Origin of the sequence: Bacillus sp. TE8-1, from assembly GCF_008368855.1 — a bacterium.
Taxonomy (GTDB): Bacteria; Bacillota; Bacilli; order Bacillales; family Bacillaceae_G; genus Bacillus_A; species Bacillus_A cereus.
The window spans coordinates 566,496-584,683 of sequence record NZ_QPET01000014.1; the positions used below are offsets into that span (position 1 = coordinate 566,496).

The following is an 18,188-nucleotide window of genomic DNA, read 5'->3' on the forward strand; positions in this document are numbered from 1 at the left end:
TAAGTTCTAATTAAATAAGTACAAGCATATATTGGAACAAGCTAGGCGTAAGGGAGGCTTGTTCCGATATGCGTGTATCAAATGTAACAGTTAGAAAACGACTTATTTTTATACTTATATCAGGTATACTTATTTTCACTATTATCGATATTCGTCTTGGATATGTGCAATTTTTTCTTGGGAATATGTTAACGGATCGTGCGAAAGATTCATGGAGTCGTAATATTACTTTTGAACCCGAACGTGGGAAAATTTTAGACCGAAATGGTGTGGAACTTGCCACGAATAAAAGTGCTCCAACTGTCTTTGTTGTACCGAGGCAAATTGAAAAACCAGCAGAGACTGCAGAGAAGTTAGCTGCAGTATTAGGTGTGGAAAAAGATGAGATTTATAAAAGGATTACAAAAAAAGAATCGATTGTAAGGTTAGATAAAGGCGGAAGGAAAATATCACATGACAAAGCGAAAGAAGTACGAGGATTAAGTTTGAAGGGCGTGTATATCGCAGAGGATTCTATCCGGTACTATCCATTTGGAAACTTTTTATCACATGTATTAGGTTTTGCAGGTAGCGATAACCAAGGTCTTATGGGACTAGAAAAATATTATGATAAAGAGCTAAATGGGGACAAAGGTCATGTGCGTTTTTTTGCAGATGCGAAAGGACAAAGGATGCCTAATGTTGGTGATGATTTCAAAAAGCCAGAAGCTGGTTTAAATTTAGGATTAACAATCGATGCGCGTATTACGAGGATTATGGAAAGAGAAATGAATATTGCGGAGTCAACTTATAATCCTGACGGTATGATTGCGATTGCAATGAATCCTAAAAATGGTGAAATTTTAGGTATGTCTAGTCGACCGAGTTTTGACCCAGCGGATTTTCAAAGTGTCTCTCCAGAAGTGTATAACAGAAATCTACCTGTATGGAGTACGTATGAGCCTGGTTCAACATTTAAGATCATTACATTAGCTGCAGCATTGAATGAAAATTTAGTAGACTTAGAGAAGGATACGTTTTATGATGATGGAGCAGCTGAAGTAGGTGGAGCTAGATTGAAATGCTGGAAAGCAGGAGGTCATGGCAGTCAAACGTTTTTAGAAGTCGTTCAAAACTCATGTAACCCGGGATTTATTGAACTTGGTGATCGCCTTGGTAAAGACCGATTATTTAAATACATTCGTAATTTTGGTTTTGGGCAGAAGACTGGAATTGACTTGCAAGGTGAAGGCAGTGGGATTTTATTTAATTTAGATAAAGTTGGTCCAGTAGAGCAAGCAACAACTTCATTCGGCCAAGGGGTTTCTGTTACACCGATTCAACAAGTAGCAGCTGTAGCGGCGGCTGTAAATGGTGGAACATTGTATCAGCCGTATATAGCTAAGGAGTTTATTGATCCGAAAAATAATCAAGTTGTTAGTAAAAAGACACCTGTTGAGAAAAGAAAAGTTATTTCCAAGGAAACTTCAGAAAAAGTTCGTTATGCATTAGAGAATGTTGTAGCGAAAGGTTCTGGTAAAGGTGCTTATATTGATGGATATCGTGTAGGTGGAAAAACGGGTACTGCTCAAAAGGTGAAAGATGGTAAATATTTAGAGAATAATTATATAGTATCTTTTATCGGATTTGCTCCAGCGGATGATCCAGAGATTGTTGTGTATGTTGCTGTTGATAATCCAAAAGGGGTTACACAGTTTGGTGGAGTGGTAGCAGCTCCGATTGTCGGGAATATCCTTCGAGATGCGCTTCCTGTTATGGGAGTGAAACCGAGAAAAGAACAAGTTGAGAAAGAATATAAATGGGGCGATACACCAACTGTGGAAGTTCCGAATTTAATTGGAATGAAAAAGAAAGACTTACAAACACAACTCGTCGATTTGAAGCTTGATATAAGTGGAGATGGAGAGAAAGTAATTAAACAATCACCAGAAGCGGGAGCTAAAGTAAAAGAAGGCTCAAAAATTAGAATTTACTTCGGGAATTAAAGGTAACATAGTACGTTTTATGGTACAATTGGTGGAAGTGAGTTCTTTATAGAACAGTTACTTAATTTGAGACAGTAAGTGTCTCATTCATAAATAGGTCAGTAGCACTTACCTCCTTATATAGGAGGTAATGTGTTGCTTACTGAAAAAAAGATAAATAAACAATGTAGAGAGGGTTTAGTGAAATGAAGTTGCATACACTTGTATCATGTTTGCATGATTTTCCAGTTGTTCCAAAAGAAAATCCAGAAATCACATCTATAGAAGCTGATTCACGTAAAGTGAAAGAGGGAAGCTTATTTGTATGTATGAAAGGATATACGGTTGATAGCCATGATTTTGCTAAGCAAGCAGCGGCACAAGGAGCGGCTGCTATTGTTGCGGAAAGACCAATTGATGTTGACGTTCCAGTTGTACTTGTGAAAAATACTTTTCGTTCGTTAGCGGTTTTAGCTGATTATTTTTATGGTCAACCGACACACAAGTTACATTTAATCGGAATTACAGGTACAAATGGAAAGACAACAACATCGCATATTATGGATGAGATTATGCGAGCACATGGTCATAAAACAGGGCTAATTGGAACGATTAATATGAAAATCGGTGATGAAACATTTGAGGTGAAAAATACAACACCAGATGCACTAACACTTCAACAGACGTTTTCAAAAATGGTTGAACAAGGTGTGGACAGCACGGTAATGGAAGTTTCGTCACATGCGTTAAATCTTGGTCGTGTACACGGATGTGATTACGATGTAGCGGTGTTTACGAATTTAACACAAGATCATTTAGACTATCATAAAACGATGGAAGAATATAAACATGCAAAAGGGTTACTATTTGCACAGCTTGGCAATAGTTATAATCATAATCGTGAAAAGTACGCTGTGCTGAATAGCGATGATAATGTAACAGAAGAGTATATGAGAAGTACTGCAGCAACAGTTGTAACATATGGTATTGATACAACAAGTGACATTATGGCAAAAAATATCGTTATGACGAGTGGCGGGACTACATTTACGCTTGTCACACCATATGAAAGTGTAAATGTTACGATGAAATTAATAGGTAAATTTAATGTATATAACGTACTTGCAGCAACAGCAGCAGGACTTGTTTCGGGTGTGAAATTAGAAACAATCATTGCTGTTATAAAGGATTTAGCTGGGGTTCCAGGACGTTTTGAAGTTGTTGATGGAGGGCAAAATTATACAGTTATTGTTGATTACGCACATACGCCAGATAGTTTAGAAAATGTATTAAAAACTGCAAAACAATTTGCAAAAGGTGATGTGTATTGTATCGTTGGTTGCGGTGGCGATAGGGACCGAACGAAGAGACCGATAATGGCAAGTGTTGCAACAAAATATGCAACTCATGCAATTTATACATCAGATAATCCAAGAAGTGAAGATCCAGCGGCTATTTTAGATGATATGGTACATGGTGCAAGCGGGAAAAATTATGAAATGATCATTGATAGAAAAGAAGCAATACACCATGCAATCGCTAAAGCGAAAGCAGATGATATCATTATTATTGCTGGTAAGGGGCATGAAACGTATCAAATTATTGGTAAAGAAGTTCATCATTTCGATGATCGTGAAGTTGCTAAAGAAGCAATTACAGGGCGTTTAAACAACGAAGAGTAACAACGTGAGAGGAGGACTACATGTGCTTGAGCAAGGTTTATTAGTAACGGCTGGGGTAGCATTCTTAATTTCTGTTGCCCTTTCGCCATTGTTTATTCCATTTTTAAGAAAATTAAAGTTCGGACAGAGTATTCGTGATGAGGGACCGAAGTCACATCAAAAAAAATCAGGGACACCGACAATGGGTGGTATCGTCATATACGTATCTATGATGGTAACTTCACTTATTATGGCGATTAAGTTTAATTATTTAGGTGCAGAGGTTTCGTTATTACTATTAGTGACGTTTGGTTACGGATTGATTGGATTTTTAGATGACTACATAAAGGTAGTTAAGAAGAGAAATCTTGGTTTAACATCAAAGCAAAAATTAGTAGGTCAGCTTGTTATTGCTATTGCATTCTTTTTAATTGGAAAAGGGCAAGCGTTCCACACATACATCATGATTCCGGGAACGGATGTTAAGTTTGAATTAGGTTGGGCGTATTTCGTACTTGTACTATTTATGCTTATTGGTGGATCAAATGCAGTTAACTTAACTGACGGTTTAGATGGTTTATTATCAGGAACAGCTGCTATTGCATTTGGAGCATTTAGTATTATTGCTGTGGCACAAGAGCAATTTGGAGTAGCGATATTCTGTATGGCAGTTGTAGGAGCTGTACTTGGATTTTTAGTATTCAATGCGAATCCAGCAAAAGTGTTTATGGGAGATACAGGTTCATTAGCTTTAGGTGGAGCCATTGCAGCTGTAGCGATTTTATTAAAACAAGAATTGCTACTTGTAATTATTGGCGGAGTATTCGTAATGGAAACTTTATCGGTTATCATTCAGGTCATTTCATTTAAAACAACAGGAAAACGTGTCTTTAAAATGAGTCCATTACACCATCATTATGAATTATGTGGTTGGTCAGAGTGGCGTGTTGTTGTGACGTTTTGGTCTGCAGGATTTTTATTAGCTGTGTTAGGAATTTATATCGGGGTGTGGATGTAATTGAAAACTGTAACTGAATTTCAAAATAAGAATATTCTTGTATTGGGTATTGCAAAAAGTGGTTATGCAGCAGCTACATTGTTACAAAAGCTAGGGGCAAATGTTATTGTAAATGACGGAAAGCCTTTAGCAGAGAATGTACTTGCTGCAGAATTACAAGCAAAAGGAATGGACGTTGTATGCGGTGGTCATCCTTTAGAATTATTAGAGAGAAATATTTCTCTTGTAGTAAAAAATCCAGGAATCCCGTATTCTAATCCAATATTAGTTGCTGCGAAAGAAAAACAAATTCCGATTGTTACGGAAGTTGAATTAGCATATCGTATTTCAGAAGCACCATTTGTTGGGATTACGGGGTCTAACGGTAAAACGACGACGACAATGCTGACATTTGAAATGCTAAAAGAAGGACAAAAGCATCCTGTAATTGCAGGGAACATTGGAACTGTAGCGTGTGAAGTAGCACAGGATGCAAAAGAAAATGAAGTTGTAGTTACAGAACTTTCATCGTTTCAATTGATGGGAGTAGAATTGTTCCAACCTAAAATTGCTGCGTTTTTAAATTTATTTGAGGCCCACTTAGATTATCATGGGACGAAGAAAGAATATGGTTTAGCAAAAGCAAATATTTTTAAAAACCAAACAGAAAATGATTATAGTGTAATAAATGCGGATGATGCGGATGTGATGGCTTTGTCTGCGTATTCTAAAGGTCAAAAAATCCTGTTTTCGACAACGAAAGAAATTGAAGATGGTGCGTGTATAAAAGATAACGCTCTTTATTTCAAAGGTGAAAAAGTTGTTGAAGTAAGCGATATCGTTTTACCTGGTCAACATAATCTAGAAAATATTTTAGCTGCGATGAGTATTGCGAAATTATTAGGTACTTCTAATGAAGCAATTACGGTCGTGTTAAAACGTTTTACGGGTGTAAAACATCGTTTAGAATATGTAACAACGATTAACAACCGTAAGTTTTATAATGATTCAAAAGCAACGAATATGTTAGCGACTGAGAAAGCACTATCTGCGTTTACACAACCGATTGTGTTACTAGCAGGTGGGCTTGATCGCGGAAATGAATTCGATGATTTAATTCCGTATTTCAAAAATGTAAAAGCGATTGTAACATTTGGACAAACAGCTCCCAAACTAGTAAGAGCGGCAGAAAAAGCAGGATTAGATATAATTGAAAGTGTCGATACTTTAGATGAAGCAGTGGTGAAAGCTTATGCTCATTCTAAAGATGGTGATGTCGTTCTTCTTTCTCCAGCGTGTGCAAGCTGGGATCAATTTAAAACATTTGAAGAAAGAGGAGACATTTTTATACAAGCTGTGCATAAACTTATATAAAGTAAATCAAAACATCAGTAGGCTAACACCTACTGATGTTTTGTTACATAGGGCAAAAGGTTCTGCCTAAAGAGGTGGTGTTTGTGGGTAATGAAGAAAACGCCTGATTTTATGCTCATCATCGTAACACTTTCATTGTTGACAATCGGAATGATTATGGTTTATAGTGCGAGTGCAGTTTGGGCCTCTTATAAAATGGGGGACTCATTCTTTTTTGCAAAAAGACAATTACTGTTTGCGGGTCTTGGTGTAGTAGCTATGTTTTTTATTATGAAAATTGATTATTGGGTGTGGCGTACGTATTCAAAAGTGATTTTGCTAGTTTGCTTCATTCTTCTTATTCTCGTTCTTATTCCTGGAGTAGGTCTTGTTCGAGGAGGAGCACGAAGTTGGATTGGAATCGGAGCATTTTCGATTCAACCGTCAGAATTTATGAAGTTTGCGATGATTATTTTCTTGGCAAAGTTTTTAGCAGAACGGCAAAAATTGATTACATCTTTTAAACGTGGTTTATTACCGGCTCTTAGTTTTGTGTTTCTTGCTTTTGGGATGATTATGTTACAGCCAGACCTTGGGACAGGAACGGTAATGGTTGGGACATGTATCATTATGATATTCATTTCGGGAGCGAGGGTCTTTCACTTTGCAATGTTTGGTTTGATTGGTGTAGCAGGATTTGTAGGGTTAATTGCATCAGCACCGTATCGAATGAAACGCATTACATCATATTTAGATCCGTGGTCAGATCCGCTCGGGAGTGGATTTCAAATTATCCAATCATTACTTGCAATTGGACCTGGTGGATTATTTGGGCTTGGACTTGGACAAAGTAGACAAAAATTTCTTTATTTACCTGAACCACAAACTGACTTTATATTTGCGATCTTATCCGAGGAATTAGGTTTTATTGGTGGTTCATTTGTGTTATTATTATTTAGTCTATTATTATGGCGCGGGATTCGTATCGCATTAGGAGCGCCAGATTTATATGGTACGTTTTTAGCAGTAGGTATTGTGGCGATGATTGCGATTCAAGTAATGATTAATGTTGGTGTTGTAACAGGACTGATGCCTGTTACGGGTATTACCTTGCCGTTTTTAAGTTATGGTGGATCAAGTTTGACATTAATGTTAATGGCAGTAGGTGTATTATTAAATATAAGTCGCCATTCTCGCTACTAAACCCTGTTTATAAGACAGGGTTTTTCGTATGTGTGTAAAAATGCAATATGTATATAGAAATAAATATAATGGAAATAAGAAAAGAGAAGCGGAGGAGTTAGTAGTGCGTGTATTAGTGAGTGGTGGGGGTACTGGTGGTCATATTTATCCAGCTCTTGCTTTAATTAGAGAAATAAAAAAGTTAAATCCAGAAGCAAGATTTTTATATATTGGTACGGAAAATGGACTAGAGAGTACAATCGTTCCAAAAGCAGGTATACCATTTCAATCTATTGTTATAAGTGGATTTAAACGAAAAATATCATTAGATAATGTGAAAACAGTAATGCGTTTTCTAAAAGGTGTACAGGATAGTAAACGATATATTCGTCGTTTTAATCCGGATATCGTAATTGGAACGGGTGGATATGTATGTGGACCAGTTGTATACGCTGCAGCCAAATTAGGTATTCCAACTATTGTACATGAACAAAATAGTGTACCAGGTGTAACGAACAAGTTTTTAAGCCGTTATGTTGATAAAGTTGCTGTTTGTTTTGAAGCAGCTATAGAGCATTTTCCAGAGTCAAAAGTGGTAATGACAGGTAATCCACGAGCATCAGAGGTAATGGATCAAAATGGAATGAAGGGGAAACGTTCAGTTGGGCTTTCTCTTCCTAAAAAGTCTGTACTTATATTTGGTGGAAGTCGTGGGGCTAGACCGATTAACGATGCCTTCGTTGAAGCAATTGAACAGTTTGGGAACAAAAGCTACGAAATACTATATGTAACAGGTGAAGTACATTATGACAAAGTGATGGAAGCCGTGAAGCAAAAAGGGAACCCAAGCAATGTTATTATTAAGCCGTTCATTCATAATATGCCAGAGGTACTAACTGGTGTAGACCTTGTTGTTTCAAGGGCTGGGGCAACAACACTTGCAGAATTAACAGCGTTAGGAAAACCAAGTGTGTTAATACCGAGTCCGTATGTAACAAATAATCATCAGGAAAAGAATGCACGTTCAGTTGTTGATAAAGGAGCGGCAAAAATGTTACTAGAAAAAGATTTAACAGCTGAAACGCTTATTCGTGATATTGATGAGATTTTATTAGATGCACAAACATTACAAAATATGAAGCTAGCTGCTAAGCAACTAGGTATTCCAGATGCAGCAAATAAGCTGTATGAAGTAATGAATAAGCTTGTAAAAAAATAAAGTGAGGCTTTAATCAGCGGGGAGTGATTCTCTCTCGTTGATTATTACCTTTCACTAATCGGATGTTTACTGGTATCCTCATTCCGCCTAATTTCTTTATTATCGCCTAATTTTGATTTAGGAGCTGTACTGCCCGTAAATAGAGGGATAACGTTAGGTGAACGCCCTGCATATTATTGTCATAAGGAGACTTAATATGGGGGAGATTGTCTATGGAACAATTAGTAAATGAGCTTATAGAAGCAGACGTTGGTCGTGTTTTAGTTAACGAGCCGTTAGCACGTTATACAACTATGAAAATAGGTGGACCAGCGGATATTTTAATTGTGCCAAAGCATGTAGCCGGTATTGAAAAAACATTACAGTTAGTAAAACAATACAAAACGAAGTGGACTGTAATTGGTCGCGGTTCAAACCTTCTTGTATCTGATCAAGGCATAGAAGGTGTTGTTATTCGTTTAGGAGAAGGATTAGATCACTTAGAGGTCGAAAAACATAAGGTAAGAGTTGGTAGTGGATATCCTCTTATTAAATTGTCAACTTTACTTAGTCGTCAAGGGTTAGCTGGATTGGAGTTTGCAAGCGGTATTCCAGGAAGTGTCGGTGGTGCAGTATATATGAATGCAGGTGCACATAAATCGGATATATCGAGTGTATTATCGAAGGCTCTCATTCTGTTTGAAGACGGTACAATTGACTGGTTAACGAATAAAGAACTGGAGTTTTCTTATCGGGCATCTGTATTGCAAACGAAACGTCCTGGTATTGTTTTAGAGGCGGTGTTTCAATTACAGGCGGGAAAACGTGAAGAAATTGTACGTAGCATGCAAAATAATAAAGATTACCGCCGTGAAACGCAACCATGGAATTACCCGTGTGCAGGAAGTGTATTTCGGAATCCAATCCCACATTTTGCAGGAGATTTAGTAGAAAAAGCAGGGCTTCGTGGTTATAGGATTGGTGGAGCTCAAATTTCTGAAATGCATGGCAATTTTATTGTTAATACCGGGGGAGCTTCAGCGCAAGATGTATTGTCTTTAATTGAATTAATAAAACATACAATTAAGGATAAATTTGATGTAGATATGCACACAGAAGTAGAAATCATTGGAAGATAACGGTTATTCGTTCCGCTCATTATCATTTATGTTATAATAAGAAGATAAGAACGGCATGAGGAACATGCCGTTCTTTATGTTACATAGGGGGATCGTACATGAATAATAGTAAAGTGATTAAACTACAAGATCGTGTACCAAAATTGAAAAATCAAAAGAAAAAAAACAAAAAAAATGTTAATCATCGATTGATTTTATACATATCAATTTTATTTTTATTAGTGCTCTTTTTAATTTATTTTCGGTCTCCGCTTAGTAATATAAAAAAGATTAGTGTGTTTGGAAATCACTATATGACGGATGAACAAGTAATGAAGGATTCAGGCGTGACATATGATACAAGTTATTTCCGAGTGACAGCACATAAAGCTGAAGAAAACTTAACGAAGCGAAAAGAAATTAAAGCAGTAAATGTAAAAAAACGTTTTCCAAACAATATTGATATTCATATCGAAGAATATGTAACGATTGGTTATATAAATAAAGAGGGAAAATTACAACCGTTATTAGAGAATGGAAAAACGCTTGATGTACTACCTAATGGAAAACTTCCTGTTGCAGCACCGATTTTCGAACCTTTTAAAGAAGAGAAAATGAAGGAGTTAATCGCTGAACTAGAAAAATTAGCACCAGCTATTTTAAAATCTATTTCAGAGATTCGCTATTCACCAACGAATGCGAATGAAGATCATCTTACTTTATATATGAATGAAGGTTATGAAGTGAGCACTACAATTCAAAATTTCGCAAAACGTATGGAAGCCTATCCGCTTATTTTAAAAACAATTGAGCCAGGTAAGAAGGTATTAATTGACTTAGAAGTAGGTGCATATACGAAAGAATTAGGTGCGGAAGAAAAAAAAGAGTAGAATGGTAGTTTTCGTTACTTATAGCAGAAAAAACGAAACGAATGTTCTATTATGTGTATACGAATTTAGAAGAATGGTTCATTTGATGAAAAATATGTAAAAATTCTTAGATTCATACTAGTATTGGTACAAGTTTCACTTTTCTATGAGTACATCTTAGTGTAGACTTATACTTGGCGGTAAACTTTACACTCGAAATAGAATTATTTCAAGATAAGCAGTTATTCATAGTTTACTGCGATATTCTTAATTGAATGCTAAATAAAAATAAGAAAAATATAGGGTTAAAAAAGGGAAACGTATAAAGACGTTGAATATTTTTCTTATAAATAGTAAAGTTGCGATTGTTGTTCCATATATTGAGTTGTATGGTATAAATAAAGAAGGAGGTGCCAAAGAATGAACAGCAATGAAATATATGTTAGTCTTGACATCGGTACATCCAATGTTAAAGTCATCATTGGTGAAATGGTTAATGACAGCTTAAACATTATTGGTGTTGGAAATGTAAAATCAAATGGTTTAAAGAAGGGATCGATAGTTGATATAGACGAGACTGTTCGATCAATTAAAAAAGCAATTGAACAAGCTGAGCGCATGGTGGGAATCCACATTGAGCAAGTTGTAGTAGGTGTCAATGCAAACCAGGTACAGCTACTTCCTTGTCACGGAGTAGTCGCTGTTTCAAATGAAGATCGTGAAATCGGGAATGAAGATGTCTTACGCGTTCTAGATGCAGCACAAGTTGTGTCAATTGCTCCAGAACGTGAGTTTATTGATGTGGTACCTCGACAGTTCATCGTAGACGGTCTTGACGAGATTAACGATCCACGCGGGATGATCGGTGTAAGATTAGAAATGGAAGGTACACTTATTACAGGCTCGAGAACTTTACTACATAACCTACTTCGTTGTGTAGAAAAAGCAGGTCTTGAAATTGTTGATATTTGTCTTCAACCTTTAGCGGCTGCAACAGTTGCAATATCTTCAGATGAAAAAAATAGAGGAGTAGCCCTTGTTGATATGGGGGGAGGATCTACAACTTTATCTATTTTTAAAGATGGAGAGTTACAAGCGACGAGCGTATTACCATTAGGTGGAGACCATATAACGAAAGATATTGCGATTGGGTTGAAAACTTCAACAGAAAATGCAGATCAAATTAAGTTGAAATATGGACATGCTTTTTATGATACAGCATCTGAAGAAGAGATGTTTACGGTTCCTATTATGGGAAGTGATCAAACAGAACAATATTCTCAGTTGGAATTATCGGATATAATAGAGGCTCGTGTAGAGGAAATTTTAATGTTTGTTCAAGACGAAGTGCGTAAGTTAGGAGTAAAGCAAGTGGCTTCTGGTTATGTACTAACTGGCGGAATTGCTTCTATGCCAGGTGTTCTTGATCTTGCATATGATATTTTACATGAAAATGTTCGTGTAGCAACTCCTGATTATATTGGTGTGCGTGAGCCCCAATATACAAGTGGAGTTGGATTAATTAAACATTCTTATCAAAAAGCTAAATTACGTGGGAAAAATGTGCAGGAAAAGCAAGAGCATTTTGAACCAGTACCAGCACCAGCACCAACGCCGGTACAACAGCAACCCACGAAACAAAAAACTCGTAATCAAAACAATAATAATCAAAATGATGACCGCATGATGTCAAAAGTAAAACGTGTATTCCGTTATTTATGGGATTAAAATTGGACACGAAAAATGAGGTTCTAGGGGGATTTCGACATGTTAGAGTTTGATACTACTCAAGATCAATTAGCGAATATAAAAGTTATCGGTGTCGGCGGTGGCGGAAACAATGCTGTAAACCGTATGATTGAACACGGTGTACAAGGTGTAGACTTTATCGCTGTGAACACTGATGCACAAGCATTAAATCTATCAAAAGCTGAAACAAAAATGCAAATTGGTGGAAAATTAACGCGTGGACTTGGTGCAGGCGCAAACCCTGAAGTAGGGAAAAAAGCTGCAGAAGAAAGTAAAGAACAGATTCAAGAAGCACTTCGTGGTGCGGATATGGTCTTCGTAACTGCCGGTATGGGCGGTGGAACTGGAACTGGTGCAGCTCCAGTTGTTGCTCAAGTTGCAAAAGAATTAGGTGCTTTAACAGTAGGTGTTGTAACACGTCCATTTACTTTTGAAGGACGTAAGCGTGCGACGCAAGCAGCATCTGGTATTGCAGCATTTAAAGAAAATGTAGATACTCTTATTGTAATTCCAAACGATCGCTTATTAGAGATTGTTGATAAAAATACGCCAATGTTAGAAGCATTCCGTGAAGCTGATAACGTATTACGTCAAGGTGTTCAAGGTATTTCGGATTTAATTGCAACGCCAGGTTTAATTAACTTAGACTTTGCAGACGTAAAGACAATTATGTCTAATAGAGGTTCTGCTTTAATGGGTATTGGTTCTGGTAATGGGGAAAATCGTGCTGCAGAAGCTGCGAAAAAAGCGATTTCTAGCCCATTACTAGAAACATCTATTGATGGAGCTCAAGGTGTTATCATGAACATTACGGGTGGCGCTAACTTAAGCTTATATGAAGTACAAGAAGCGGCAGACATCGTAGCTTCAGCTTCAGATCCAGAAGTAAATATGATCTTCGGTTCTGTTATTAACGAAGGATTAAAAGATGATATCGTTGTAACTGTAATTGCAACTGGTTTTGATGATAGCATTGCAACTCAACCACCAAAACCAATTATTCGTCCGAATGCGAACCACACGCAACAACAGCAACAACCAGTAGCTCAACCTTCAAAACAGCGTGAAGTAAAACGTGAAATGAAGCGTGAAGAGCCAGTTGTACATGAGCGTCATTCAGATTCAGATGATATCGATATTCCAGCATTTTTACGTAACCGTCGTAGACGATAAAAAAAGGAGCTTTCATGCTCCTTTTTGTTTTTTATGGAAAAGACCTGCTAAGCAGGTCTTTTTTTATTTCGTATATTTCAATATATTTTGTTTGTGAAAATAAGAGTATATCATTCTATGAATTTGTACTTTTATTTTTTACCGACAGATTATGTCTAGAAATCACAAAATAACAAAAAAACACCTCCGCAAATTGACACACTTTCCTATTGGATATGCATTATACTAGTCTCAACTTGAAAAAAGAGGTGAATTGTTTGGTTGTTTACGCCGACGTTGTTTGGTTGTTAAACGCCTGCATTGATTTTCTTTTGCTTTTATTAACAGCTACCGTGTTAAAAAAGAAAATCAAAAGATGGAGGCTTGTGTTAGGGGCATTTATAGGTTCAACTATTGTTATTTTTGCCTTTACTCCTTTTGCTTCTATGATGACACATCCAATTATGAAACTACTGTACTCGTTACTTATTGTGTATACAGCATTTGGGTTTACAACATTTAGAAATTATGCACAAACTGTTTTTACTTTTTACTTTGTAACCTTTATGGTTGGCGGAGGATTAATTGGAACTCATTTCTTTTTGCAAACGAATGAAATGGTAAATGGATTGGTTCAATCTCAGTCAATTTCTTACGGTGACCCAATTAGTTGGTTATTTGTTATTTTTGGTTTTCCAGTAATTTATTATTTTTCTAAAAAGCGTATTGAAAGCGTAGAGGTCACGAAAATACACTATGATCAAATTGTGAAAGTAAAAATTCAATTAGCCGAAGAAGAACTAGAACTCGCAGGTCTTATTGACAGTGGGAACCAACTTTATGACCCATTAACAAAAACACCTGTTATGATTATGCATGTTTCATCATTAGAACATTGCTTACCATCTTGGTTAACAGAACAAATTTATTCCAAAACAGAAATTCCTCAAATACCAGAAAATGATTCTGGTTGGGCGACCAAATTACGCTTAATTCCTTTCCGTGCAGTAGGAGTAGAGAGTCAATTTTTGTGGGCAATTAAGCCTGACAGTGTGCAAGTTGACCATGAAGGTAGTTCTATTGTTGTAAACAAAGTATTAATTGGATTAAATACACAACAGCTGTCTACTAATGGGGAGTATCAATGTATTGTGCATCCAAAAATGTTGATTTCGCAAAAAATGGTGATCGCTTAATAAATGAGAGGCGGGATAATATGATGAAATTAAAATTTTATTTAGTATACCTTTGGTATAAAGTATTGCTGAAATTAGGAATTAAGACCGATGAAATTTATTATATTGGTGGAAGTGAAGCGTTGCCACCACCGTTAACAAAAGAAGAAGAGGAAGTTCTTTTGAATAAATTGCCAAAAGGAGATCAGGCAGCAAGGTCATTACTTATTGAACGTAACTTAAGGCTCGTTGTATATATAGCAAGAAAGTTTGAAAATACAGGGATAAATATTGAAGATTTGATTAGTATAGGAACAATCGGCCTTATTAAAGCGGTAAATACATTTAATCCAGAAAAGAAAATAAAATTAGCAACATATGCATCGCGTTGTATAGAAAATGAAATTTTAATGCATTTACGTCGAAATAACAAAAATCGTTCGGAAGTTTCTTTTGATGAACCGCTAAACATTGATTGGGATGGGAATGAACTGTTATTGTCTGACGTGTTAGGTACAGATGATGATATTATTACAAAAGATTTAGAAGCTACTGTAGATCGTCACCTTTTAATGAAAGCATTACACCAATTAAATGATCGTGAAAAACAAATTATGGAACTTCGGTTTGGGCTTGCTGGAGGAGAGGAAAAGACGCAAAAAGATGTGGCGGATATGCTTGGGATTTCACAGTCATACATTTCGCGTTTAGAAAAAAGAATTATAAAAAGATTACGAAAAGAATTTAATAAAATGGTGTGAAGAATAAGACCAGCCGTTATGTAGGCTGGTCTTATTCTATTTAGTTGTATTAGGAAAGATAATTTAAATAAAAAATCGTGAAAAAACCACATGCATAAAATCCCCTTCAAAGGAAATACTTTACACTGTACAGCAACTCCCGATAGGAGGGAACACTTTGACGAGAAACAAAGTAGAAATTTGCGGTGTTGATACAGCTAAACTTCCAGTATTAAAAAATGATGAAATGCGTAAATTATTTCGTGAAATGCAAAGTGGAGAGATAAGCGCAAGAGAAAAATTAGTGAATGGAAACTTACGTCTTGTACTGAGCGTCATCCAAAGATTTAATAACAGAGGAGAATATGTTGACGATTTATTTCAAGTTGGTTGCATCGGACTTATGAAATCAATTGATAATTTTGATTTAGGCCAAAATGTAAAATTTTCAACGTATGCTGTGCCGATGATTATTGGGGAAATACGCAGATATTTGCGTGATAATAATCCGATTCGCGTATCGCGCTCATTGCGAGATATTGCGTATAAAGCTTTGCAAGTAAGAGAAAAATTGATTGCAGAAAATTCAAAAGAACCAACAGCAATGGATATTGCAAAAGTGCTAGAAGTAACTCATGAAGAGATAGTATTTGCTTTAGATGCGATTCAAGATCCAGTTTCATTATTTGAACCGATTTATAATGATGGGGGAGATCCTATCTTTGTTATGGATCAGTTAAGTGATGAAAAACAAAAGGACGAGCAGTGGGTTGAAGAATTAGCATTGAAAGAAGGAATGAAGCGTTTAAATGATAGAGAGAAAATGATTATTAGAAAACGTTTCTTCCAAGGAAAGACACAGATGGAAGTTGCAGAAGAAATTGGGATTTCCCAAGCGCAAGTATCACGTTTAGAGAAGTCAGCTATTAAACAAATGAATAAAACGATTCAAGGATAAGGTCTCACCAATTATGGTGAGACCTTTTTATATGTAATATGGTTTGTGCTCATAGTAGGGGATTAGTGTTCATATAATGAAACTAGCATGGTGTTTCGTATAGATGGCTTCCTGTAAATATGAGAAACAGTTTCCAATTTGTCATATAAGGGAGAGGATAAAAATGGTGATACGAATTTCAGAGTTACAGATGAAGGATGTTATAAATATTTCAGATGGAAAAAGGATTGGGAATATTGGAGATATTGAAATTGATATGAACACAGGGCAAGTTTGTTCTGTTATTATTTCCAAACAGACACGTATGCTAGGTATTTTTGGAAAAGATGTTGAGATTGTAATTCCTTGGAAGGAAATTGTGAAAATTGGGGAGGATGTCATACTTGTAAGAGTAAATCCTGTTAATTCTGTAACAGAATCAATACAAACACCGACAATTTCATAAAGAATATTACAAATTCCTCTTTTTTTTCTGTTAGGATTATGAAAAAATAAAAGTATGGTAAAATAGACAGGAAGTACCATGCTTTTTTCTGTTATTTTAATTAAAAGGAGCCGCTTTATTATGAGAGAACCATTTAAATATGTGGACGGTATACTGTATTTACAAGCGTGGAAAGAACTTGGAAACATTACTGCTGGATTTACGACAAAAGATGGTGGGATAAGTACGGGCTCCTTTCATGCGATGAATTTAGGATTACATGTGAATGATATCGTGGAGAACGTTCATGAAAACAGACGCATTTTAGCAAATAAGTTACAAAAACCATTAGAAAACTGGATTTGCTCTGAACAAGTTCATGCTCATCATGTTGAAAAAGTAGGGCAACAGGAAAAGGGAAGTGGTGTCTATTCATATGAGGACGGCATTTCAAAAACAGATGGCATTTATACGAGTAATGAAGATGTTCTGTTAACGTCTTGTTACGCGGATTGTGTTCCGCTCTATTTTTATGCACCATCACATGGTATGATAGGACTTGCGCATGCTGGATGGAAAGGCACTGTACAAGAGATTGCAAAGGAAATGATTCAAAAGTGGAATGCAGAAGGTATTTCAAGTGATGAAATTCATGTTGCAATTGGGCCGTCGATCGGATCTTGTTGTTATGTTGTGGATGATCGTGTATTAACAGCAGCACAGGAAGTAGTTAGCGGTGCTGTTCCTCATCAAAAAATTTCTGACGGGCAGTACGCAATTAATTTAAAAGAAATTAATCGTATATTATGTGTACAAGCAGGCATAAAAGAAGAGCATATTGTAATGTCATCTCTTTGTACAAGCTGTGAAGAGCAACTATTTTTCTCTCATCGTCGTGATCAAGGTAAGACAGGAAGAATGTTGAGTTTCATAGGTTTTAAGGAGGAAGGAAGCAAGTGACAGTACAAGAAAATTTAGTAATTGTAAACGAAGCTATTAAAGAATCTTGCGCTCGAGCTGGACGTTCGTTGCAAGATATTAAACTTGTTGCAGTTACAAAAACTGTAGGGATTGAAAAAACAAACGAAGTAATTGAAGCTGGAATTATCGATTTAGGTGAAAATAGAAATGAAGGTTTCTTACAGAAATACGAGCATTTCGGTTCAAAAGTTAATTGGCACTTTATTGGCTCATTACAAACGAGAAAAGTAAAAGAAATCATTAATGAAATTGATTATTTACATTCGTTAGATCGTCTTTCGCTGGCGAAAGAAATTCAGAAACGTGCTGATAAGAAAGTGAAATGCTTTATTCAAGTGAAAACCTCATCTGAAGAATCGAAGCAAGGATTGGCAATAGAAGAGGTTGTTTCTTTTATTCAAAGTTTGCAAGAATTCGATAAAATTGAAGTGGTTGGACTAATGACGATGGCTCCGTTTACAGAAGAAGAGGAAGAAATCAGACGCTGTTTTAAGGAATTACGTATGCTGCAAACAAAGGTGCAGGAGCTAGAGTTATTACATGCGCCATGTAAAGAATTATCAATGGGAATGTCCAACGATTACACAATTGCAATTGAAGAAGGGGCTACATATATTCGTTTGGGAACGATTTTAGTAGGAAAAGCGTAAAAGGAAGGAGAATCTTA

Annotated in this window: 16 protein-coding genes; all 16 read left to right on the plus strand. The window is 36.3% G+C overall.

Going from position 1 to position 18,188, the window contains the following annotated elements:
- Window positions 1-68 precede the first annotated feature (68 nt).
- A complete protein-coding gene (locus DN404_RS14895) occupies window positions 69-1,985 on the plus strand; it encodes a stage V sporulation protein D (RefSeq protein ID WP_001266234.1) in 1,917 nt (638 codons plus the stop codon).
- A 185-nt stretch (window positions 1,986-2,170) separates the two neighbouring features.
- Window positions 2,171-3,646: a UDP-N-acetylmuramoyl-L-alanyl-D-glutamate--2,6-diaminopimelate ligase gene (gene murE, locus DN404_RS14900; RefSeq protein WP_000766320.1), complete on the plus strand. Its 1,476-nt coding sequence runs from the start codon at window positions 2,171-2,173 to the stop codon at window positions 3,644-3,646.
- A gap of 22 nt (window positions 3,647-3,668) precedes the next feature.
- The gene (gene mraY / locus DN404_RS14905; protein WP_000893060.1) at window positions 3,669-4,643 is read left to right on the plus strand and encodes a phospho-N-acetylmuramoyl-pentapeptide-transferase; all 975 of its coding nucleotides are present in this window, start codon (window positions 3,669-3,671) and stop codon (window positions 4,641-4,643) included.
- Entirely contained in the window at window positions 4,644-5,996 is a 1,353-nt protein-coding gene (murD, locus tag DN404_RS14910; RefSeq protein ID WP_000860116.1) for a UDP-N-acetylmuramoyl-L-alanine--D-glutamate ligase, read from the plus strand.
- Between the two features lie 90 nt (window positions 5,997-6,086).
- Complete coding sequence (spoVE, locus tag DN404_RS14915; protein ID WP_000753524.1) at window positions 6,087-7,178, plus strand: stage V sporulation protein E; 1,092 nt, start codon at window positions 6,087-6,089, stop codon at window positions 7,176-7,178.
- Between the two features lie 103 nt (window positions 7,179-7,281).
- Entirely contained in the window at window positions 7,282-8,376 is a 1,095-nt protein-coding gene (gene murG / locus DN404_RS14920) for an undecaprenyldiphospho-muramoylpentapeptide beta-N-acetylglucosaminyltransferase (RefSeq protein ID WP_025709060.1), read from the plus strand.
- A gap of 212 nt (window positions 8,377-8,588) precedes the next feature.
- A complete protein-coding gene (murB, locus tag DN404_RS14925) occupies window positions 8,589-9,494 on the plus strand; it encodes a UDP-N-acetylmuramate dehydrogenase (protein ID WP_048536148.1) in 906 nt (301 codons plus the stop codon).
- Window positions 9,495-9,592: 98 nt separating this feature from the next.
- Entirely contained in the window at window positions 9,593-10,363 is a 771-nt protein-coding gene (gene divIB, locus DN404_RS14930; protein ID WP_149215153.1) for a cell division protein DivIB, read from the plus strand.
- Between the two features lie 399 nt (window positions 10,364-10,762).
- Window positions 10,763-12,070, plus strand: a complete 1,308-nt coding sequence (gene ftsA, locus DN404_RS14935; protein WP_001087558.1) for a cell division protein FtsA — start codon at window positions 10,763-10,765, stop codon at window positions 12,068-12,070.
- A 39-nt stretch (window positions 12,071-12,109) separates the two neighbouring features.
- On the plus strand, window positions 12,110-13,264 hold the full coding sequence (gene ftsZ, locus DN404_RS14940; protein ID WP_000888984.1) for a cell division protein FtsZ: 1,155 nt from the start codon (window positions 12,110-12,112) through the stop codon (window positions 13,262-13,264).
- 257 nt (window positions 13,265-13,521) lie between these two features.
- A complete protein-coding gene (spoIIGA, locus tag DN404_RS14945; protein WP_000261975.1) occupies window positions 13,522-14,439 on the plus strand; it encodes a sigma-E processing peptidase SpoIIGA in 918 nt (305 codons plus the stop codon).
- Between the two features lie 20 nt (window positions 14,440-14,459).
- Window positions 14,460-15,179, plus strand: a complete 720-nt coding sequence (sigE, locus tag DN404_RS14950) for an RNA polymerase sporulation sigma factor SigE (protein ID WP_000976948.1) — start codon at window positions 14,460-14,462, stop codon at window positions 15,177-15,179.
- 157 nt (window positions 15,180-15,336) lie between these two features.
- Entirely contained in the window at window positions 15,337-16,116 is a 780-nt protein-coding gene (gene sigG / locus DN404_RS14955) for an RNA polymerase sporulation sigma factor SigG (protein WP_000197753.1), read from the plus strand.
- A 163-nt stretch (window positions 16,117-16,279) separates the two neighbouring features.
- Window positions 16,280-16,561: a YlmC/YmxH family sporulation protein gene (locus DN404_RS14960; RefSeq protein WP_000236750.1), complete on the plus strand. Its 282-nt coding sequence runs from the start codon at window positions 16,280-16,282 to the stop codon at window positions 16,559-16,561.
- A gap of 120 nt (window positions 16,562-16,681) precedes the next feature.
- On the plus strand, window positions 16,682-17,500 hold the full coding sequence (gene pgeF / locus DN404_RS14965) for a peptidoglycan editing factor PgeF (protein WP_001209008.1): 819 nt from the start codon (window positions 16,682-16,684) through the stop codon (window positions 17,498-17,500).
- Window positions 17,497-18,171: a YggS family pyridoxal phosphate-dependent enzyme gene (locus DN404_RS14970; RefSeq protein WP_149215154.1), complete on the plus strand. Its 675-nt coding sequence runs from the start codon at window positions 17,497-17,499 to the stop codon at window positions 18,169-18,171. Before pgeF ends, DN404_RS14970 begins: the two co-directional genes overlap by 4 nt.
- The last annotated feature ends 17 nt before the right edge of the window (window positions 18,172-18,188 follow it).

Coding starts and splice junctions, on each gene's coding strand:
- murB (WP_048536148.1), top strand. CDS start 8,589: ATGGAACAATTAGTAAATGAGCTTATAGAAGCAGACGTTGGTCGTGTT.
- spoVE (WP_000753524.1), top strand. CDS start 6,087: ATGAAGAAAACGCCTGATTTTATGCTCATCATCGTAACACTTTCATTG.
- pgeF (WP_001209008.1), top strand. CDS start 16,682: ATGAGAGAACCATTTAAATATGTGGACGGTATACTGTATTTACAAGCG.
- DN404_RS14895 (WP_001266234.1), top strand. CDS start 69: ATGCGTGTATCAAATGTAACAGTTAGAAAACGACTTATTTTTATACTT.
- sigE (WP_000976948.1), top strand. CDS start 14,460: ATGATGAAATTAAAATTTTATTTAGTATACCTTTGGTATAAAGTATTG.
- divIB (WP_149215153.1), top strand. CDS start 9,593: ATGAATAATAGTAAAGTGATTAAACTACAAGATCGTGTACCAAAATTG.
- ftsA (WP_001087558.1), top strand. CDS start 10,763: ATGAACAGCAATGAAATATATGTTAGTCTTGACATCGGTACATCCAAT.
- murE (WP_000766320.1), top strand. CDS start 2,171: ATGAAGTTGCATACACTTGTATCATGTTTGCATGATTTTCCAGTTGTT.
- DN404_RS14960 (WP_000236750.1), top strand. CDS start 16,280: ATGGTGATACGAATTTCAGAGTTACAGATGAAGGATGTTATAAATATT.
- ftsZ (WP_000888984.1), top strand. CDS start 12,110: ATGTTAGAGTTTGATACTACTCAAGATCAATTAGCGAATATAAAAGTT.